The sequence below is a fragment of the Paenibacillus sp. F024 genome (assembly GCF_057814255.1).
In genome coordinates, this window is record NZ_JBVASZ010000018.1 from 84563 (window position 1) to 106186 (window position 21624).

21 protein-coding genes are annotated in these 21624 nt (G+C 41.2%); 18 read left to right on the forward strand and 3 right to left on the reverse strand.

Annotated features, from left to right (window positions below):
- The first annotated feature begins 849 nt into the window (after positions 1-849).
- The 7 genes from ACZYR9_RS18250 to ACZYR9_RS18280 all read left to right on the forward strand — a co-directional run bounded on the left by ACZYR9_RS18250 (position 850) and on the right by ACZYR9_RS18280 (position 8220).
- Entirely contained in the window at positions 850-2103 is a 1254-nt protein-coding gene (locus ACZYR9_RS18250) for a cell wall-binding repeat-containing protein (protein WP_141336215.1), read from the forward strand.
- Positions 2104-2175: 72 nt separating this feature from the next.
- Positions 2176-2559 (forward strand): DUF302 domain-containing protein, encoded by a 384-nt coding sequence (locus tag ACZYR9_RS18255; protein WP_141336216.1) that lies wholly within the window; start codon positions 2176-2178, stop codon positions 2557-2559.
- 388 nt (positions 2560-2947) lie between these two features.
- Positions 2948-3286, forward strand: coding sequence for a metal-sensitive transcriptional regulator (locus ACZYR9_RS18260; protein WP_372814415.1), 339 nt, complete (start codon positions 2948-2950; stop codon positions 3284-3286).
- Positions 3287-3311: 25 nt separating this feature from the next.
- Positions 3312-3512 (forward strand): copper chaperone CopZ, encoded by a 201-nt coding sequence (copZ, locus tag ACZYR9_RS18265; RefSeq protein ID WP_054798833.1) that lies wholly within the window; start codon positions 3312-3314, stop codon positions 3510-3512.
- Positions 3513-3609: 97 nt separating this feature from the next.
- Complete coding sequence (locus tag ACZYR9_RS18270) at positions 3610-6039, forward strand: heavy metal translocating P-type ATPase (RefSeq protein ID WP_127608042.1); 2430 nt, start codon at positions 3610-3612, stop codon at positions 6037-6039.
- 47 nt (positions 6040-6086) lie between these two features.
- Positions 6087-6710, forward strand: a complete 624-nt coding sequence (locus ACZYR9_RS18275; protein ID WP_127608041.1) for an NAD(P)/FAD-dependent oxidoreductase — start codon at positions 6087-6089, stop codon at positions 6708-6710.
- Positions 6711-7029: 319 nt separating this feature from the next.
- Entirely contained in the window at positions 7030-8220 is a 1191-nt protein-coding gene (locus ACZYR9_RS18280; RefSeq protein WP_236595682.1) for a D-alanyl-D-alanine carboxypeptidase family protein, read from the forward strand.
- A 62-nt stretch (positions 8221-8282) separates the two neighbouring features.
- On the opposite strand, the gene ACZYR9_RS18285 is transcribed toward ACZYR9_RS18280, so the two are convergent.
- The gene (locus tag ACZYR9_RS18285; protein WP_306439373.1) at positions 8283-8726 is read right to left on the reverse strand and encodes a four-helix bundle copper-binding protein; all 444 of its coding nucleotides are present in this window, start codon (positions 8724-8726) and stop codon (positions 8283-8285) included.
- A gap of 117 nt (positions 8727-8843) precedes the next feature.
- Between ACZYR9_RS18285 and ACZYR9_RS18290 the strand changes: the two genes are divergently transcribed.
- From ACZYR9_RS18290 to ACZYR9_RS18310, 5 genes are all read left to right on the forward strand, one after another.
- Positions 8844-11036 carry a spermine synthase gene (locus tag ACZYR9_RS18290; RefSeq protein WP_127608038.1) on the forward strand — a complete coding sequence of 731 codons (2193 nt, stop codon included), beginning with the start codon at positions 8844-8846 and terminating at the stop codon, positions 11034-11036.
- Between the two features lie 104 nt (positions 11037-11140).
- A complete protein-coding gene (locus ACZYR9_RS18295) occupies positions 11141-11965 on the forward strand; it encodes a C39 family peptidase (RefSeq protein ID WP_127608037.1) in 825 nt (274 codons plus the stop codon).
- A gap of 8 nt (positions 11966-11973) precedes the next feature.
- Entirely contained in the window at positions 11974-12675 is a 702-nt protein-coding gene (locus tag ACZYR9_RS18300) for a response regulator (protein ID WP_488979904.1), read from the forward strand.
- Complete coding sequence (locus tag ACZYR9_RS18305; RefSeq protein ID WP_488979905.1) at positions 12672-13751, forward strand: sensor histidine kinase; 1080 nt, start codon at positions 12672-12674, stop codon at positions 13749-13751. Before ACZYR9_RS18300 ends, ACZYR9_RS18305 begins: the two co-directional genes overlap by 4 nt.
- A gap of 23 nt (positions 13752-13774) precedes the next feature.
- Positions 13775-14674, forward strand: a complete 900-nt coding sequence (locus ACZYR9_RS18310; RefSeq protein WP_488979906.1) for a WD40/YVTN/BNR-like repeat-containing protein — start codon at positions 13775-13777, stop codon at positions 14672-14674.
- Positions 14675-14736: 62 nt separating this feature from the next.
- Here the strand turns inward: ACZYR9_RS18310 and ACZYR9_RS18315 are convergent, their stop codons facing one another.
- Entirely contained in the window at positions 14737-16398 is a 1662-nt protein-coding gene (locus ACZYR9_RS18315) for a multicopper oxidase family protein (protein WP_127608033.1), read from the reverse strand.
- A gap of 173 nt (positions 16399-16571) precedes the next feature.
- Here ACZYR9_RS18315 and ACZYR9_RS18320 point away from each other — a divergent pair, with 173 nt between their 5' ends.
- From ACZYR9_RS18320 to lgt, 6 genes are all read left to right on the forward strand, one after another.
- Positions 16572-17006: a BlaI/MecI/CopY family transcriptional regulator gene (locus tag ACZYR9_RS18320; RefSeq protein WP_127608032.1), complete on the forward strand. Its 435-nt coding sequence runs from the start codon at positions 16572-16574 to the stop codon at positions 17004-17006.
- Positions 17003-17860: a M56 family metallopeptidase gene (locus ACZYR9_RS18325; protein ID WP_127608031.1), complete on the forward strand. Its 858-nt coding sequence runs from the start codon at positions 17003-17005 to the stop codon at positions 17858-17860. Before ACZYR9_RS18320 ends, ACZYR9_RS18325 begins: the two co-directional genes overlap by 4 nt.
- Positions 17861-17921: 61 nt before the next feature.
- Positions 17922-18635 carry a cytochrome c biogenesis CcdA family protein gene (locus tag ACZYR9_RS18330; RefSeq protein ID WP_127608030.1) on the forward strand — a complete coding sequence of 238 codons (714 nt, stop codon included), beginning with the start codon at positions 17922-17924 and terminating at the stop codon, positions 18633-18635.
- 61 nt (positions 18636-18696) lie between these two features.
- A complete protein-coding gene (locus ACZYR9_RS18335) occupies positions 18697-19212 on the forward strand; it encodes a TlpA family protein disulfide reductase (protein WP_127608029.1) in 516 nt (171 codons plus the stop codon).
- A gap of 13 nt (positions 19213-19225) precedes the next feature.
- The gene (locus ACZYR9_RS18340) at positions 19226-20083 is read left to right on the forward strand and encodes a prolipoprotein diacylglyceryl transferase (protein WP_488979907.1); all 858 of its coding nucleotides are present in this window, start codon (positions 19226-19228) and stop codon (positions 20081-20083) included.
- 144 nt (positions 20084-20227) lie between these two features.
- Entirely contained in the window at positions 20228-21043 is an 816-nt protein-coding gene (gene lgt / locus ACZYR9_RS18345) for a prolipoprotein diacylglyceryl transferase (RefSeq protein ID WP_488979908.1), read from the forward strand.
- Between the two features lie 159 nt (positions 21044-21202).
- Here lgt and ACZYR9_RS18350 read toward each other — a convergent pair.
- The coding region (locus ACZYR9_RS18350; protein ID WP_488979909.1) for a transposase at positions 21203-21624 on the reverse strand (422 nt) is incomplete at its 5' end.

Consider the following 21624-nt stretch of genomic DNA (forward strand, 5'->3'; position numbering starts at 1 on the left):
TTTCTATGCTTTATATATAAATAACAATGCAGTTACCAAGGAAATACGAAATAAGAGATTTTTCAACTGAATCATTCTATAAAGATCGAGATAGATGGAAGAAGCAAATAATTAGGAACAACATACCAATGTAGAATAACCCCTGGCCAACGGCTAGGGGTAACACATTCCTATATAGGCACAGATAAATGGTCAACTTTTTGGGAGTTCAGTTCTCGTTCAAAGTCTTCGCAAACCTCGCTATACACGGATCTCTCCATCATGCTTATCATACATTATGCAACGGTGTCGTTACTAGGCACGTGCGCTCTTTCCCCGGCAAGTTTTGAAAATTTCTTCTCCTGTTTCGAGTAATTAGTTTTTTGTTGCTCAAGATAAAGTTTCATTTTTAAATGCCAATCCACCTTTTTTGTCGGCAACAATCTTCATGATTGAGGGTGTAGGCACCGCATTGTGTAATAGGTGAAGTTATTGCATACCTCCCTTAGGGGCGAATTCGTGATGTTTGCATCACGTATAACAGTCTATGCTAGATAGCATAACATGAACACGGCATGTGCCCAAAATATGATACGAAACCTGAATTCAACAAAGTATGGAAAGATGTATAAATCAAATGGCAAGTTTGATTTATCGTACGCAAAGTAGACATTTTACGCTGTAACCGATTGTTCGTGACCTCATACAGTAGCTTTACTTGTAAATCAAGACTAATTGGGGCGTAAATTCCCCAGAAACAAATGGATAAGACTTTCAGCCGTTTGGAAATAATATACGGGAAGCCGCAAAGGCAGAAGTTTGAAGTACATCTAAAAGTTACAGATGAAAATCCAAGATGGAGGATTTCGCATGAATAAGCGTTTAAAGATCAATATCCTTTTCTTCGCAGTAATATTGACATTAACTGCATGCACACCGGGAGCTACACAAGGCCAACAAACACAAAAAGGTCAAGTAAACGTCGATCAACAGAAAAACAAAGCGTCAGAGCCTCCTTGGATCGCTTCTAAAAATACAACACGTATTAACAACAGTGATCCTTTTCAAACGGCCGTATTGGTGTCCAAAACGGTTTGGATGGCGACAAACGAAAAGAACCAGCCCGGTGGTGTTATTCTGGCCAACCCAGAAGATTGGCAATCCGCACTAGTAAGTGCAGATTTAATTCATCATCCGAATAATGGCCCCGTATTATTTGTGAATAAGAATAATGTGCCAGAGATTACGAAAAATGAATTAAAAAGGCTCAATCCTGTAGGATCGACTTTGAATAACGGAACACAAGTTATTTTGGTCGGAAATCTGGATCAAAATGTTGAGCAGGAAATCAAAGGAATGGGCTTTAAAACAGATTGGATTAAGGGTGAAGGTCCCGCAGCTATCGCTAAAACAGTAGATGATTATTATGCAAGAATTTCACAGGGCTATCCACAATCTGTAATTATAGGCTCTCTGGATAGCCAAGAATATTCACTGCCAGCAATTAACTGGATTGCACACATGCCTGAGCCGCTACTGTATGTAACAAAGGATGAGATTCCAACGGATACAATAGAAGCATTAAAGCTTAGAAATGGAAAGGCATCTATTTATTTATTGGGACCAAAGAGCATTATATCCGAAAATGTTGAAAAACAATTAGGACAGTACGGAAAGGTCGTTCGGATCTCTGGAAACGACCCTTATGAAAATGCCGTTGCATTTGCTAAATATAAAGACCCCGAGACCGGATTTGGATGGGGAATCACTTCACCGGGACATAACTTTTCGTTTATTAGTCTGAATACAGCATCATTGGCTCTCGCAGCAGCGCCTTTCTCACATCTGGGCAAACATGCTCCTATTCTTTGGACTGATAAGGAGAAGATGCCGGACACTGTCATGGATTACATGATGACGGTTCAACCCAAATATAAGAAATCTCCAACGGAAGGGCCGTATAACCATTCTTGGTTAGTCGGCGATGAACAATCGTTGAATAGGGCTGCACAAGGAGAAATTGACGATATGCTGGAGATCATTTCTTCCACAGGCGAAGGACATGGGCAACATGAGGGAAATTCTAAAAACGGCATGTCGGAAATGCCGGCTATGGGTCATTAGATGTTAAATAAAAGGACTTACTTGCGATTGTCTTCATCGCGGGCGAGTTGAACAGGGAAAAGAGGAAAAGTCATGTTCCATTACACTGTTAAGACAGCAAAAACGCCTAAAGAAGCAATTTCAGCCCTTACTGAAAACCTAAAGGAAGAAAAATTCGGTGTCCTCTGGCAATTAGATATGCAGGAAAAACTTCATGAGAAAGGTGTTGATTTTGACAATACTTATCATATTCTTGAAGTATGCAATCCAAATGAAGCCAAACGTGTGCTTTCAGAAAATGCTTTGGTTGGTTATTTCCTCCCATGTAAGCTTGCCGTTTATGAAGAGAGCGGGAGTACCCGGATCGGCTTGCCGAAGCCTACGGCTTTAATCGGACTTGTAGAGAACGATGAACTGATGGCTATCGCTTCAGATATCGAGAAGCGGCTTATAGCCTGCGTGGAAAAAAGCCGTTAATCCGCGATATCCAAAGGACGTTGTGATTAACGCCTCTGGTCTGAAAATATCATTAGCTATAAGGTACGTCTAGACACTGCCTCCGGGTATGTGTCATTTTTCATTGAAATTTAGTGTTTTTGGTATGAGAAAAATGGACTTAAAAAAAAAACTACTGTTCGAAAAAATAGTGACATAAGGGACGGATTAATGAACTGGATGATGGATGGTATGTTCGGAATGTGAATCGTCATGTTTATTGGAATGGCTTTGATTATTGCGGTATCCGGATTTACTGTCTATATCGTTATTAGAAAATTGCTTCAGCGCAAACACCCGAATTTGCGGATAATAATGATTGACAATTACCATAGGGGGGTATACTATAAATACAAGGAGGTGCAATTTAGTGGAAATCATACAAACTGGGGTTACAGATGTTCAAGAACATTGTTGTTCGAGTTTAGATGAACGGAAAAGTCATCATTCCAGTAAAACGAAAGCTGCACTAACAGCTCGATTAAATCGGATTGAAGGACAGGTCCGAGGTATAAAAGGGTTAATCGAAAAGGATACTTATTGTGATGATGTTTTGAATCAAATTGCCGCGGTTCAATCCGCTCTGAACGGCGTAGGAAAACTGTTATTGGCCGAACATTTAAAAAGCTGTGTTGTGGAACGAATACAAGATGGTGAAGTCGAGGTTATTGAAGAACTATTGAAAACAATGAATACTTTAATGAAGTAAATTTCAAATAAAGGAGACCCGTAACATGCAAAATCAAACATTGAAAGTGGAAGGCATGTCTTGCAATCATTGTGTAAATTCTATTGAAGGAGCACTGCGAAATATTGGGGTAACCGCAAAAGTTGATCTAAAAAATGGTACAGTTCAGGTTCAGTATGATGAAAATAACGTTAATCTTGAGAAAATCAAACATGAAATTGAAGAGCAAGGCTATGATGTGGTTTGAAATTTAACGAAGTAGTCACTCGCATCGAGTGACTATTTTCCATCATTTTTTTACTCAAAATTATACCCCCCATGGGTACATGAAAAGGTGACTACAGATGGAATCCAATCAAATCGAATTGAAGCAAAGTTCCCTGCAAATTACTGGTATGACCTGCGCCGCGTGTGCGAATCGTATTGAAAAAGGCTTGAATAAGTTGGAAGGGGTTAAAGAGGCCAATGTTAATTTCGCGATGGAGCGGGCGACGATAACGTACGATCCTACAGTAATGGATCTTTCAAAAATGGAACAAAGCATACAAAAACTGGGGTACGGGACGGCAAAGGAAACAATCGACCTGCAGCTTAGTGGTATGACGTGCGCAGCCTGTGCAAACAAGATTGAAAAATCGCTTAACAAGCTGCCGGGTGTTACGAATGCAACTGTCAACTTTGCGATGGAAACAGCTCATGTGGAATATAGCCCGACGGAAGTTACTGTCGCCGATATGCAGAACCAAGTAGAAAAACTAGGTTATAAAGCAATGCCAAAACAAGCTCAAAGTAATTTGGAGGAACATCGGCATCAAGAGATAATACATCAAAAGCGTAAGCTATTCATTTCAGTCCTATTAAGTTTGCCGTTGTTGTGGTCGATGGTTAGCCACTTTTCATTCACATCGTGGATCTGGATGCCTGAATTATTTATGAATCCGTGGTTCCAATTGGCACTTGCCACCCCAGTCCAGTTTTATATCGGAAAGCAGTTTTATGTGGGTGCCTTTAAGGCTTTACGTAACAAAAGCGCCAATATGGATGTGCTTATTGCACTAGGAACGTCTGCAGCCTATTTCTATAGTTTGTATTTATCGATTGTGTGGGCATCATCTGCGGATGCTGCACATCATGGACCGGATCTGTATTTTGAGACAAGCGCCGTATTGATTACATTGGTTGTTCTCGGAAAACTATTCGAATCTCAGGCGAAGGGACGAACGTCCGAAGCGATCAAAAAACTTATGGGCTTACAAGCCAAAACCGCGCTAGTCGTGCGCGATGGACAGGAACTGACCATTCCGGTTGAAGAAGTAGTGACCGGAGATATCGTACTTGTGAAGCCGGGTGAGAAAGTTCCCGTAGATGGAGAAGTGGTCGAGGGAACGTCATCCGTAGATGAATCGATGTTAACCGGAGAGAGTATTCCCGTAGAGAAAAACGTAGGCGACTTTGTCATTGGAGCGACCGTTAACAAGAACGGAAGATTGAGAGTAAAGGCAACAAAAGTCGGTAAGGAAACAGCGCTGGCTCAAATAATTAAAGTTGTGGAAGAAGCACAAGGTTCGAAAGCGCCGATCCAACGGGTAGCGGATCGCATCTCCGGCATCTTTGTACCGATTGTAGTCGCCATTGCGGTTTTAGCCTTTGGGGTTTGGTACTTCATTGTAACACCAGGCGATTTTGCCAGTGCATTGGAAAAATCGATAGCTATCCTTGTTATCGCTTGTCCGTGTGCGCTAGGTCTTGCAACGCCAACCTCAATTATGGCGGGCTCCGGTCGTGCAGCAGAGATGGGCGTTCTGTTCAAAGGCGGAGAACATTTGGAATCGACGCATAAAATCGAGGCGATCATCTTGGACAAAACCGGCACGATTACAAAAGGTGAGCCGGAATTGACCGATGTATGGGTCGATAATATGGAGGAATCGGATTTCCTGCGCCTAGTCGGTGCAGCTGAGAAGAGTTCGGAACACCCGCTTGCGGAGGCGATCGTGTCAGGTGTTAAGGGGAGAGGTCTGGAACTTCCCGAAGCTAGCGAGTTTGAAGCCGTCCCGGGATACGGCATCCGCGCTGTTGTAGAAGGAAAGGTGATCTTGGCCGGTACCCGCCGTTTAATGGCCAAGTATGGCGTAACTGCGGAGCAGGCGTTCGATCAGATGTCGAAGTTAGAGCAGGAAGGGAAAACAGCGATGCTTATTGCGATCGATCAACAATATGCCGGAATAGTAGCCGTGGCTGATACGATTAAAGAGACTTCAAAAACGGCTGTTGATCGCCTCAAGCGGATGGGACTAGAAGTAATCATGATTACGGGGGACAACGAGCGGACGGCTCGGGCCATTGCATCGCAAGTCGGTATTGATAATGTGTTGGCCGAAGTGTTGCCAGCGGGAAAAGCGGAAGAGGTCAAGAAATTACAGTCGCAAGGCAAAAAGGTGGCGATGGTTGGCGACGGTATCAACGACGCTCCAGCCCTGGCACTGGCGGATATCGGGATGGCGATCGGTACTGGAACCGATGTAGCCATGGAAGCAGCTGATGTAACATTGATGCGTGGTGATTTAAATAGTATACCTGATGCGATATTTATGAGCCGTAAGACAATGCGGAACATTAGGCAGAATTTATTCTGGGCTCTTGCTTATAACTCCGCTGGAATCCCGATTGCGGCAATTGGCTTGTTGGCGCCATGGGTGGCTGGAGCGGCAATGGCGTTCAGTTCCGTTTCCGTAGTGTTAAATGCATTGAGATTGCAGAGAGTGAAAATTTAAGTTTGAACTAAGCTTCATATATATTGAAAAGGGAGAGTGAAAATCAAATGGCTTTTCAGAAATTTGCCGTAACACCTGGGTTTGGAGTGGGTGGTACAATATTTAAGCCTAACCAGCTTGCATTGCTAGGTTCCATCGTAGGGGAAGATGCCCAGATTGAAATGACGACATTCAAGCAGCTTTATGTGGCATTGCAAGAAGAACGTGTGCAAGAAGTGCAGAAACAATTGCAGGAAGCAGGCTTGGAGATTCACCCTGCAGGCTTTTATTCGAAAAGTTTAATTGCATGCAATTTTTGCAGAGGAGCAGAGGATGCAGGGTTGGATGTAGCCGAAACACTCGATAAGGCAATTGTCGGTCATCCAGTTCCCAGTCCATTGAAGATTGGTTATGCAGGTTGTGCGCTCGGTACGAGCGAGCCTTTACTAAAAGACATTGCTATCGTGAAAATGAAAGATAGATATGATCTCTATGTTGGTGGCGATGCCAAAGGTTTGAAGGCGCGGCTTGCGCAGTTGTTAGTACCTGGCCTTAGAGCAGAACAGCTTATTCCTGCAGTCACCCGATTGATTACAGACTTTCAGCAGAACGGAAAAAAGAAAGAGACCTACGCCAGATATGCGGAACGTATATCGCTGGAAAAATTACGAGAAGTTGCTGAAGCAGCTTAATATTTCAGAGGGGACTACTAGTGAAAGAACAGTATAAGGTTGGTGCTGAGCGGTATTTTAGGAAAATCCAATTTAGTTATATCTTATAATCGCTGTATAAATAAAGTAAATGGATGCCAAGGAAATAGTATAGCAGTCCGAAGTTATTTTAACTTTGTACTGCTATACTGTAATTCTTAGATAAAAACTAAAGCGATATGCATTTTCAAAATATTACAAAGGATATTTCAAGGATCTTAAGATCTTGACATTGCACTTTTTAATACACTACAATAAGTAGTGTATTTTTTCAATTCCGTTCATGAAAAGGAAAAGTTCAGTGAAAACATTCTATCATTTTTTTCTTCTATTCGTCTCGTTCATATTCGTTTTTCAAAATACGGTATATGCAACGAAAGATGATCAGCATTTTTCGCTCAACAGCGAAGCTGCTATCTTAATTGACGGAGCAACAGGCACCATATTGTATGAAAAAGAAAGTAATCGCTTAATGTATCCCGCAAGTATCACGAAAATCGTAACAGGGATAATAGCTATAGAAGAGGGCAATTTGGACGATATTGTAACCGTTAGCGAAACAGCTAGAAATGTTATTGGTACGAGAGTTTATTTACTTGAAGGGGAACAGGTTACATTATTAAAACTTGTCCAAGGACTGCTTATTAATTCAGGCAATGATGCGGGAACAGCGATTGCGGAATATTTTGATGGAAGTGAAGCCCAATTTGCAGAACGTATGAATCAATTTGTCAGGGATACGGTTGGAGTTAAGAACACAAATTTTCAAAACCCGCATGGGCTATTTGATGAAAAACATCAAACAACTGCTTATGATATGGCAATTATTACGCAATACGCGATGAAAAACCCGATATTTCGTTCCATCGTTGGAACAAAGGAAATGGAGTGGATCGGGAAAGGATGGGAAACAACACTCTATAATCATAACAAACTACTATGGCGATACGAAGGAACAACAGGTGTAAAAAACGGATATGTGAGTCAGTCCGGAAACACGTTGGTTGCCTCTGTCAAGAGAGGGAATTCAGAATGGATTGCCGTTACCTTGAAAGCCGATTCGTCAGAATTAGCTTACGGTGATATGGTAAAATTGTTCGACTATGGATTTGAACATTTTCAAACCAATAAGATTACTTTAAATCCCTCAGCATTTGAGTCTTATATCGACCGTTTTGTAATCCCGGAACAATTAATCTTTACAAGCGATAAAGACGAAAAATTTGATATCCAGATCGATGATTCTGCTTTCCTAATCGTTGTTTTGAACTTTGACGGAAAAAAAATATATTCAAAAGAATTGGAAATCAATAATAATAAAGAACTTAAACGAGATAATACGGAAGATCCTTCAATTGAAAAAAAGGCAGCATCATCCCCATTCAGCACCAGTATAACATTTATGTTTATGTTAATTCTTACGGTCGTTATTCTAATCTTAAGGAAAAAGAGAAAGCAAAAAAAATTATCTAAACAAATTTTCGAAAATTAGAGAAAAATCCAAATAAAAAAAGAGGGATAACTGAAAGGGGGACAACCGTCCCCCTATCTCAGTCAAGCTGCCATTTTTCTGCATTCTTCAGCGCATTTTCTGCAAAGTTCGGCGCAGTGTTGGCAGTGTTCGTCTTTAAACTTCGCACATTCCGCCGCACAAGCATCACAAATGCTTGCGCAGATATTACAGATTTGTTTGGCATAGGGACTGTTACGTGACATGAATTGAGATGAGATTGAGCAAATATCTGCACAATCCCGCAGCAACTGAATGCATTGAATTCTTGCCTGCACATCCGGTTCATTCAAACACGCGGTTAGGCAATGTTCACAAGCTTGTACGCAGGCATTACATGTGTCGATACAAGATTGGTGATGCTGTGCAGTATGCGTTGTGACTGGCATGGAATAACACTCCTCCTTATATCGTTGGTTACTTCTTGATGTATAATTCCCAAATGATACATCTATATTCGTGAGGGCAGAGAACCATCTTCCTTTCATTTAATTAATCCGGAAAGATATTATAAAAACATCACCCCTTGCTTGGTTTTAAGGTCATCACGATTTGACCAAACTGTTAATATTAACAGGATTACCTTATGAAGGGGAACTATGTCATTGAAGCGAAGCGATCGTAAAGATATGCTGATTACATTTTCATCGGCTTTTGCTTTTTTAGTATATGAAGTATTCCTCTCCCGTTTTTTTTCGGTGATACTGGATTATAACTTCGTCTTTTTAACGATTTCCCTGGCAACATTAGGAATCGGTCTTGGCGGGTTTTTAGCCTACAAATCTTCAGGATTCGTCTTTAGAAACCGCAATGAATGGTTAGGGCTATTTGCTATCCTGTTGATTATTTCAGTTTTAACAATATATGTGCTTCCTTATCAGAATATATGGTTCTATTCGGCTGTAGCACTTTTACCTTTTTTCGCGGGTGGTTCGTTGCTTGCCGCAATCATGCAGGGGCAACGTGAAAATATTCGGACGATATATTTTTTCGATTTAGCCGGTGCCGGAATTGGTGCGGTATTTTCTATATGGTTAATGGATGTACTAGGTCCGATCGAAATGGTCAGTCTAATATCAGCGGCGCTAGTGTTCATTAGTTTTGTTTGCAGCGTCAAAACCGCTGCAAACCCATTAAAATATATATATATAACGGGTCTTGCTATCTTGATTTTCAACTTAGTTCAACCTTTTACTAACTTTCTTCCATTTCGTGCTTACCAAACGAGCCCGGCAAATTTGTTTTTAGGTGAAAAAGACACTCACATTGTTTATTCGGATTGGAATTCATTTTCTCGCACAGATGTATACGACGCGGGAGATGGGCAATTGTTATATATCACGATCGATGGCGGAGCAGTATCGCCAATTTCGAAATATACAGGCGATTTGCAGCAGGTCGATTATTTGCGATGGACAACGAGTTTTCTTGCTTTTCAAGATGTTACAAAAGAACGGGTCTTAATTATTGGTGCTGGCGGGGGACAAGAAGTCCTGACTGCAAAAATGGCCGGTTTTGAGCAGATTGAGGCAGTCGATATCAATCCAGGAAGTTTTCGGGCTGTTGAGGCAATGTCATCTTTTTCAGGCAATGTATTTAAACAGCCTGGCGTTAGGGAAATTGTATCCGATGGCCGTAACTATATCCGGCAAACCCAAAATCAGTATGACTTAATTTACTTATCGTTGGTAAAAAAGGAGTCAGAAAACGCTTTGGGTATGACCTTAACAGAAAACTATATGTTTACAGTTGAAGCGGTAGGAGAATATCTAAAGAAGTTAAAGCCGGGCGGAAGACTTGCCTTTCTGCTTCATAACGAAATGGAATTGGCGAAGGTTATGACTGCTGTTGAAAAATCCCTTAAAAGCGAAGGGGTTACCAACAATCGAATAAGTGATCACATTGCAGTGATTGGTACGTTTCAGCATCTTGGACACGAGGTTTGGGGTATGGGGGGAAGCGTGATAACACGGCCTCTGTTGATCATTAACAAGCGGCCGATTTCGTTAATGTTAGCCAACCGTTTAAAATCGGAAACGGAGAGCATACAGCAAATTCCGATTCACATTCCTCATGTAAATGATCAATACTCTTCGTTAAGTAAGTTATTAGCCGATCAGAAAGTCAACTTGGCTGCGAATAGCGACGATATGCCGTTCTTTTATAACAAAACAGGAAAAATCCCCTATTCGTTTATTTGGATCGTAGTTCTGACATTTTTGTTCGTATTTGTCTTTGCTAGAATAACGAAAAACGGATACGGAGGGACCGCCTATTTTTCAGGTATTGCCATCGGTTTTATTATCATTGAAACAACGCTTGTGCAACGGCTTATTTTACCGTTAGGCCATCCTACGTTGTCTTTTGTATTGGTTCTGGGTATTTTACTGATTGCCGGTGGAATCGGGAGTTTGTTATCCGGGATATGGTTCAATGGACAAACGAAACGATTTGTCCCTTTACTGATAATAACAATTCTTGCGATAGGAGTGAATTCGGGAATTACTTGGTACAATGAGCAAATGTTTTATTTGCCTTTGATTTATCGAATAGCAGTTGCAGCGATATTGTTATTCCCGCTGGGCTTTTTTATGGGTATGCCCTTTCCTTATGGTTTAACTCAAGTTTCGGAACGGCAGACGGCGGTAAGTTGGGCGATAAACGGATTGATGACAGTAGCCGGTTCCCTTCTTTCCGTAATGATTTCCATGACAATGGGATTTACCGTTGCAATGATGATCGGGGCCGCTGTTTACGGATTGCTATACATTGTGCATCCGAAATTGGTTTATAAATAAGTGAGAACAGGTAGTTACAATTATCCAAATATATACTATAATATGTAGTGTATTAAATTTTTAAATTTATTATGAGTGGTTGTACAACGGGAGAGGCAGAAAGTATGTTGAAAACTCTGAAGTACATATTTGCAACAATATTAGTCATCGGCCTTGTTATGACAAGCGCGTTCTTTACGTTGTTATTGTATTTAAAGATAACTGATCAGGAGTTTTTGATAGGTTCTAATCCCGATGACATGCGACAATCCGTCGCTATCTTAACTGAAAATAAAGATGATTATAATGAAAGTGATAATGTTGATCAGAAAAAAGAAAAGCTCGAATCGGCCTTTATTGACGCACCTGTCGTTCTTCAGTTACCCGAACTTTATAACGGATGTGAAATTGCAACATTAACGATGATGTTCAATTTTTACGGCATCGATAAAAGTAAAATGGATTTGCTTCCCGAACTAAAACAGGATCCTACGCCTATTGAGTATAATAAAGACGGAAGCATCCGCTATTGGGGAAACCCGAATTTAGGTTTTGTAGGAGATATAACAGGCAAGAAAAAAGGATACGGTATTTATCACACGGCATTATTTGAATTACTTATCAAATATATTCCAACCGGAATTGATTTTACCGGAAAAGACTTTGATGAACTGGAGCAACAAGTATCTGACGGTTTTCCGGTTCTGGTTTGGACAACCGTTTCATACACGAAGCCGTCTGAAAAGCAATGGATGGTGTGGGATTCCCCACTTGGGCCGATCCGGACGACGTTTCAAGAGCATACGGTGCTCTTGGTCGGTTACGACAATGATCATGTGTTTATAAACGACCCGCGAAAAAATCAAAAAGGAATTAAAGTCGATAAGAAACAATTTATTGAGAGTTGGGAAGCCTTAGGAAAACAGGCGCTATCCTACAGAGTAGATTAATTGCGAGGATGATAGGGTATGAAGAGTTTTTAATAGTCGATGATGAGGAAAAAATCCGCGATGTCATTAGTTCTTATTTGGTAAAGGAGGGGTACAACGTCGTTGAGGCGGGAACGGGTATAGAAGCCTTATCGTTTATCGAATCAACGGCAATCGACTTGGTCATACTGGATTTGATGCTTCCGGATATTCCTGGAGAAGAAGTATGCCAAAAAATTCGTCAGCAAAGCTCCGTTCCCATTCTTATGCTTACCGCAAAGGTTTCAGAAAATAATCGGATACAAGGTCTTTCGCTTGGTGCAGATGATTATTTGATTAAGCCTTTTGATGTTCGAGAGTTGGTTGCCAGGGTTAGGGCAATCCTTCGACGTTCCGATGACAGTTATTTACTTGCTGATCGCGTCTCTTTTAACGATGGCGAGCTTATTATCGATGTTTTACGCCATGAGGTATATTTAAATGGAGCTCCAATTGTGTTAACCCCGAACGAATATAAACTGCTGATGGTTTTAGCCCGACATCCTCAAAGACATTTTACAAGAGAAGAATTGGTGGAAAAAGTGTATGGTTTTGATTATGCGGGGGATGTTCGGTCCATTGATCAGCATGTTAAAAATTTACGTCAAAAAATTGAGCCGGATCCTAAAAAACCGGAATATATCGTTACCCTTTACGGTGTTGGGTATCGCTTTATGGGTGGTACTAGATGAGAAAAGCCGGATTGCGTGCCCGCCTTTCCTTCATTTTTATTTTTACGGTGGCAGCCATACTCGTATTCGTTAGTATAAGTCTTATATTTGAGACGCATTATCACTTCTTGATGTATCAGAACCAGTCGATGGGAATGACTCACGATTTTTCTCAGCTTATTTATCATTTAGAACAAGCATTGATTCAATCCATCGTTTGGACATTTTTGGTAGCGCTTCTTTTGACCATCGGTATTAGCTTATATATAGCGAAACGAGTATCTGCGCCGCTGATCACAATGAAACATGTTGCGGAAAAAATGACACATGGACATTTAGAATCAAGGTCAAACATTAAAGGAAATGACGAGTTGGCGGATCTGGGAGCCTCATTAAATCAACTTGCAGAACAATTGCAAAATCAGGAACATTTGCGCAAAATAATGACTCAAGATATTGCACATGAATTGCGTACTCCGCTTGCAACGTTAAAAAGTCACATGCAAGCATTCCAAGATGGAGTTTGGCAACCGACACCGTCGCGGATTCAAGCCTGTTATGAAGAAATCGAGCGATTAATTCGTTTGGTTGCTGATTTGGAGCAACTCACACATATAGAATCCTCCCAATTTCGATTATCTTTGAAACAAGAAGACATAAGTAAGTTGATCCAACATGGAGTAAGCGTGGTATCAGCTGCCTACATGCAAAAAAATGTTCAACTCATAGTCAAAAGTGCTCCCTCAATCATCATACAGGTTGACAAGGAACGTCTTATTCAAGTTCTTGTTAATCTGTTAAGCAATGCTTTGGAATTTACCCCGGAAAATAGATATGTGGAAATAAAAGCGACGGATAAGGGGGAAAGTGTTCTTATCACTGTGAGTGATACTGGATCAGGTATTTCGCCTAAAGATTTGCCATATGTTTTCGAACGGTTTTATCGGGGGGACAAATCGCGAAATCGAAAATCCGGGGGTGGAGGTATTGGTCTTACAATCGTGAAAAAAATAGTCGAAGCCCACCATGGATCGGTATGGATTGAAAGCAACCATGGAACTATTGTTTATATTCAACTTCCTAAAAATTTGGATTAGTAACTGAAGGAGAAGAGATAAATATGGCCAGTAAGAAAAAAGGATCTTCTTTGAGTATAGGGTGGGTATTTTCGATCGTTATGATTGGAATTTTAGGCGTGGCTGTCTGGGGAATCATAAATAGGACAAGCTCAGCGGACGAGTTAAAACCCGGCTCGGCAACGCATCCTCATGTCTTTAGCTATTCTGCAGATGAATCAACTGTCTGGTTAGGAACGCATACAGGTGTTTATGAATATAACAACGGGAAATGGTTACGCACATTACAACCTTTGCAAAGTAACGACGTAATGGGACTGGAAATCGATCCAACAAATCCGGAAAAAATGATAGTTTCTGGTCATGGTTTTGTTAAGCGATCATTAGACGGTGGAAAGACTTGGGATGTGGCCGAAGACGGGCTGCCGAATAAACAAAAATCAAATGAACCGGATGCGCACCTTTTGGCCATGGATACAAATAACCCTGAGCATCTTTATACAATGCTTGCTGGTCCAGGAGACAATCTGTATGAATCCAACAACGGTGGGAATACCTGGACGAAGGTAGGTGTTATTCCTCAAGCTGCATATTCTATAGCAATTGCACCCGGTCAATCTTCATCCATTATTGCCGGCACAGAAAGCGGGCTGTACCGTTACGATATAATGGATAACAATATAAAAGAGACGAAGATCGGTAATGAGCCGACATTTCAAATTTTTATTACGCCAACCGGGGAAATCATTACTATGAATGAAAGCAGATTTCAAAGATCGAACGACTTAACAACTTGGAAGCCAATGCTAGTCGATTTGAATGGAGAAATGCCGCTTGGGATCAAAGGTTCGAAGAAAGACGCCAACCGTCTGTTAATTGTGACTGAAAGGTATTCGGTATATGAAAGTAAAGACGGTGGTGAGAGCTGGGCGAAAACAAAATAACAACCTGCAAAAAACAGCCTGATTTTACGCTAATTTAAGGCGTAAGATCAGGCCATTTAAGGTTATTCAGGCTTATTGCCGGCATTCGGATCAGGTACAAAATCGCTCTTATAGTCGGTATATTGCAAATGCGTAACCATACCTGCTGCAGCATGGTGAAGTTCGTGACAGTGGAACATCCAGTCTCCTGGATTATCCGCAACAAAAGCCACTTCGTATTCTTCTCCTGGTTTCAAATTAAGTGTGTCTTTCACGATGGGTGAGCCTTCTATAGGCTTACCGTTCTTGCTAAGAACTTGGAAGAAATGACCATGAAGGTGCATGGGATGATCGTCGGTCTTGGAATTATTGACTAATCGGACTTTGACGAGGTCTCCCTTTTTGACTTTGATTTTCTCAGTGTCGGGATATGTTTTTCCATTAATCGTATAGACCTGCTGTCCACTCTGTTGATCCGTATTCAGATCCATCGTGTACTCTAAATCATATTTTTGGTCCAATGTGAACACTGAATTTGATGATTGCCCATAACGTGTCAAATCAAGGATTGGCAGCGCGGCAGTTTCGTTTGGCTTGTCTGTATCTGCGTTTGCGCCTTCGTAGGCAATGATGGCCTTCATGCCTTTCACACGCGGATCATCTCCGTGATCTTCGATATACCATTGCCCGGGGTTGTTCGCTTCAAATTCGAGATCGTAGCGTTCTCCCGGAGCAATCGAAATGACCTGATCATTGATAGAAGCAGGATTGTTGATCGGTTGTCCGTCAGTAGAGACGACTTTAAATTCGTGCCCATGTAAATGGATATTATGCGAAAGTAATCCAGCGTTAACGAGTCGAATGCGAACTTTTTCGCCCTTTTTCACTATAAGTTTATCAATCGAGTCTCCCGACTTCCCATTGATTGAATATATATCGTACATACTCATATCATGACCTTCAGCCGAAGAACCGTGAGCATCATCACCCATATTTCCATGGTCCATGTTATTTTCACTCGATGCCTGGTCTTTTGAAGAATCCATATTCATGTTGCTATGATCCATCGATGACATATCCATGTTCATGCTGCTATTGTCCATTGATGACATGTCCATATCGCCCATGCTCATCCATTCATCTAAAACTAACGTATAATCCCGATCCACTTTCTCATCTGTTCCTTCAACAATAAACGCACCGTAGAGGCCCTTATCCACTTGATTAGCACCGTCTTGATGAGAATGGTACCAGTAAGTGCCGGGAACAGTAGCTTTAAATTCATAGACAAATGACTTCCCAGGTTGTACAGCATTTTGAGTTACACCCGGAATGCCGTCCATTTCGTTGGGAACAGGTAAACCATGCCAATGTATCGTAGTGGGTTCAGGCAAATCGTTTTTTAATGTGATTTTGACGGTGTCGCCTTGTTTAACACGAAATTCGGGGCCTGGCACAGAGTTATTAAATGTCCATACAGGCAACGTTTTTCCAGGAGTGATTTCTAAATTGCTTGTTTTTGCGGTAAGCGTAAATTCCTTCCCCTTTAAGGTTGTCATCTTTGATGTTTTATCTTGTGTATTTACATTAGACTGATTGCTGCTATCCGTATTGGTCATACCGGATTGATTCATGTTCGAGTGATCCATTCCTTCCATCGAATCCTTCGAATCAAAGCAGGCTGTAAGCAAAACAGCAAGTATTGCAAAAACGAATACTAATTTAAAACGTGTACCAATCTTCATAATGCTTCCTCCCTATCCTCAATACTTTTGTCTATAACATTTATCACAAACTAATCATAATGCATGATTATGTAGAACTTATGTAGGGAGGCCGGATTCATTTTTGACCGATTTGTGAGCGATTGACACAGTGTATTTAATAGACTACAATTTGTAGTGTGGGGGGGGAGAAAATGACAAATGTGAAGAAGTTTAATGTGAATGAAGAAGGATTAAATCGTTTTTTCGGCCCACTCGAAGCCAAGATTATGAACATATTGTGGTTGTCCGATGGTATGAGTATCAAGGATGTGCAGTCAATTTTAAATCAGGAAAGTCCTATTTCGTTTAACACAGTGATGACCGTAATGAATCGATTGCTGGAAAAAGGGCACCTTAGTAAAGATACACGTGGAAAAGGCAGGAATAGGGTGACAGTTTTCGAACCTGTGCAAACGAAAGAACAATTTCTGCACGTACAAACTAAGGCGGTTACAGATGGCCTCATTCAAGAATTTGGTGATCTTGTTGTGGGACACATGATTGATGCGTTGGAGGATGCCGACTCTGAATTGATCAATAAATTATCGGATAAATTAAATCAACTGAAAAGCAGGAAAGATTTATGAATCCTGTATTCCGAATAAATTTCATTTTCGGTTCCTTGTTACTCGTCGGTGTTATGATTTTAGTACAAATGGGCCTATATATAGCGCATCAACTATGGGATGTTCGCCTTCCCTGGAACTTTTTCCAATATTGTATAAGTGCATTAAAGGAAGAAACCGTAGCCCATAATGTCATAAAATTTTTGATCAACGTGATCATTTTATATACGTTTGGGAAAATGATCTGGCGTCTTTACAAGCAATTACGTTTAACCCAAAAATGGCTCAGGGTGTTTCATAGCAAGAAACATACGAAACTTACCAAACAACTGAATGATAAGTATAAAAAGTGGGGGACAGAGTTCATTGTTGTTAATGATGAGAAGTTTATTGCTCTAACAATAGGATTCTTCCAGCCCCGAATTATTGTTTCAACCGGAGTATTGAGCATGTTTTCCAATCATGAAGTAGAAGCCATTCTGCTTCATGAGTGGTACCACTGCCGGAATCGTGACCCATTGAAAATGTTCCTGTTAGCTTTGATCCTTGACGGGTTAGGGTATATACCGACGATGAAGGCGATGGTACGTGATTTTAAGACATGGAAGGAATTGCTTGCCGACCGATTCGCCATTAAGCAAATGGGGACGGAGTATTATTTAGGCAATGTTCTACTAAAGCTATCAAAAGTAGGCAAGATGCAGCACTCTACTGCAGTTGCTTACTTTGCAGAAAATGCAATCAATTATCGAATTATGCAAGTTCTTGAACCGAAACAGCGGATCCATGTTCCCATGTCTGACTTTAAACCGTTGTTACTGACCCTATCTCTTATATTTATTATGAGTAGCATTATTTTAGGTGGGTGTTCGTAAGCCCGCCCTTTTCAAAACAATTTACACTACAATCAGTAGTGTGAAAAGGGAGGTAACCTTTTTGAATGCTGCAGATTTAAGCATTTGGCTTGTATTTGGCGCAGGTCTTTTATCATTTATTTCGCCCTGCTGTCTTCCATTGTATCCTTCTTATCTATCATACATTACAGGTATTTCTGTAAAAGATTTGCAAGAAGGTAAAGGAATGCTCCACCGGCAAGCGATGATGCATACGGTGTTTTTTATGATCGGTTTCTCAATTATTTTTATTGCTCTCGGTATCTCAGTTAGTTTCATAGGAAACTTATTTACTGATTATCAAGACCTGATACGCAAACTTGGAGGTATTATGGTCGCTGTTATGGGTCTGGTTATGCTTGGAGTTTTTACACCCAAGTTCTTAATGAAAGACGCGAGAGTTACTTTCAAGAACAAGCCAGTTGGTTATTTTGGTTCCGTACTTGTCGGGATAACGTATGCGGCGGGTTGGACACCCTGCGTCGGACCAATTTTGTCGGCGGTGATTATGCTTGGAGTGGCCAATCCGAATCAGGCAATTATCTATACCGTTGCTTACACAATTGGTTTTGCTATTCCGTTTTTCGTGATGGCATTCTTTATCGGACGATTAAAATCGATACTTAAATATTCAGGCATCTTGATGAAAATTGGTGGGGCCTTGATGGTATTGACCGGAATTCTGTTGTATACGGACCAAATGACAAAAATTACGATTTTCTTGATTCAGTTATTCGGTGGATTTACAGGATTTTAAAAGGAAGTAGTATGCTGGAAAATATAACTTTTTGAATATGGTAATGGAGAGAAGGAAAAGGATGAAAAAACAATGGATAGTGCTAGCGACTATTGTTGTTCTCACCGTTGCGGCTGTTTATCAATCGCCATCACCAAATAATAAGGAAGAACTGCCCAAAGTAGGGTATCGAGCCCCGCAGATTTCACTAACTGGACTTGATGGGAAGGCGTATTCTTTTGATGACTTGAATGGCAAACCCGTTGTTATTAACTTTTGGGCATCATGGTGCGGCCCATGCAGGATTGAGGCGCCCGATTTGGTGAGACTGTATGAAAAATATAATGAACAGATCGAGATTTATGCAGTAAACGTTACTGTCGGCGACAGTATTGATGGAGCAAAAGCTTTTGTGGAGGAATACGGTTTTGATTTCCCCGTTTTACTGGATCCGGAAGGAACAGTGTCTGGGCGATATCAGATCAGGCCAATTCCAACAACCTTTTTTGTAAATGGGAAAGGCGTCATTGTGGATCAGGTAATCGGAGTTGTAGATTCCCGAGATTTGGAAAGTAAATTTAAGCGACTTATTCGTTAGGGGGCAAAGGGTTATGCCGGAAATACTGCAATTTGGACCCTTTATGATTAAATTGGACTGGCTGCTGATGGGGTTTTCAGGAATGGTTGGCTACTATGTACTGCAAAAGCTAATCAAAAACTCCCCTTTCTATGATCGTCCAATTCTTGATAAGCTTTTCAATAGTTTTATTATCGTATTCTTCGTCTGGAAATTCAGCCCCTTGCTTTTCTCGCCGTCTATTTTATGGAGTAACCCGTATCGATTAATTACTATGATTGGTTCTTCAACGGGATTATGGATAGGAGTTACGGTTGCCGTATTTTACATGACCATAAGTATACGGCGATTGAAAGTTCCGGCTTTTTTTATTGGTGACCTGCTTGCTATTGGAACCATCACGTCAGTCCTCGTATACAGTTTGATTGGATGGCAATACGGTTCGGCTACTTCGTTGCCTTGGGGAATTTCGATTGAAAGCCCTCAGTTTAAATATCATCCTATCAATGTTTACATGCTGTTTATTACAGTTCCCATGCTCATTTACTTGTGGAGACAACGGTCGAAGGTCGGTTCGGGAAACATAGTTGTTCTGTTTTTAACTTATTTTGGTGCAGGCTTGATGCTAGTGTCGTTATTTAAGCCGAAAGCAATTTTTCTACTAGGGTTATCTGGACAACAAATCGTGTATTTGTTGATGATGGCAGCGGGATTTATATCTTCCATGTTCTTAAACAGATTGAAACATCATGAACAGACATCAATAAGCGAAAGGGATGAAGATCAACATGATGCCGCGTGGGTATTATCTTCTGATCCAGGAAATTCTGTTGCTGACCAAATCCGATCTGAAAATTCGGGCAAAGAGAACAGGACAATATTTTCAGATTAAACAAGATGCATTATCGTTTATACAAACAGAATGGTTTGAAGCGCTCTGCTTTGCGGTGGATTTAGACCCGGATGCGGTAAGGGACTGTTTTTTTGGGCGAACGCCTAATTTGCAAAACAATTATAGGGCAAGGTAGGGTATAGGATGAGAGTGATTCTTTTTTCGATTGGCGATTTCCAAGTTCGATCATATGGATTGGTCGTTGCTTTAGCCATCATGTTGGCCATGGGTGTGGCGTATTATTTAGCAAAAGGGACAACATATCGCAAACATATTCCAAACATGATGTTTTATGTACTAATCGGAGCAATCTTGGTTGCAAGAATTTGGCATGTGTTCTTCTTCCAATGGGACTATTACTCCAAACATTTAGTGGAGATACCTGCTATTTGGAACGGAGGTATTGCCATTCAAGGAGCGCTAGTAGGTGGATTTATCGCTGCGGCGATTTACGCCCGAGTGGCTCGGATTTCATTTTGGGAGCTGGCGGACACGATGGCGCCAGCTATTATATTTGGCCAGGCTATCGGTCGTATCGCTTGCTTTTTAAATGGAGATGCGTATGGATCACCTACAGGCTCAAGTTTTGGCATCGTTTATCCGGAAGGCACAATGGCATATGCCGAATACGGTCCGCAACCACTTTGGCCAGCCGAGATATGGGAAGGTCAGTGGGATTTCATTGTATTTGCGATTTTATTGATCATGAAAAATAAAACATGGCCTAAAGGGTTTTTGTTCTTATCTTATAACATCTTGTATGCGATCGGAAGGTTTATGCTGGAGTTTTTAAGAGGTGACTCTCCTAGATATCTTTTTAATTGGACAGCAGGACAATGGACGAGTGTAGTTGTGATTGTAATTAGTCTGGTAATCATGATGATCTTCACTTTAAGACAGAAACGAAAAGACCCCGAAGATCTTTCGCCCAAGTCCAGCGGTAAGATGTCAAGTCCCTGATTCGCGGTAATTGGAAATTCTTTTGATGGAAAATCGCTTTGAGTCAGGAAAAATGGCATCACGAAATAAACCCTGAGTAAAATCGAGCGTTTTTTCCAGGATATACCTCGATTTTACTGGGAATTCCCAATGGGCTTCGCAGAAAGTAGGTGAGAAGCTTTAGGCGTTAGTCACCTTCCTCCGCGGCGTGTAGACTTGGTCGTTGCGTAGCAGCACATCGACCAGACGCACAAGTTTTCTTGCGGTTAAGACGAGGGCGCGTTTGTGTTGGTGCTTCGTGACTTCGTTGTATTTTTTCCGGTAGTACTCTCCGAATTCTGCGTCGCGGTTCTTTACCAAGTTGGCAGCTTCAACCAGGTAATAACGCAGAAACCGGTTGCCGGATTTAATACGGGACGTTTCTTCGGCTTCAAACTTGCCAGACTGATTCTTTCGCCAAGTAAGCCCAGCGTATTTCGCCAGAGCGGCTTGATCGTCAAAGCGATGGATGTCACCGATTTCGGCGATAATACCAGCGCTGTAGATCGGGCCGATACCGGGGATCGTCTTCAGGACGTTTTCACCGGGTAAGCCGGCGATAA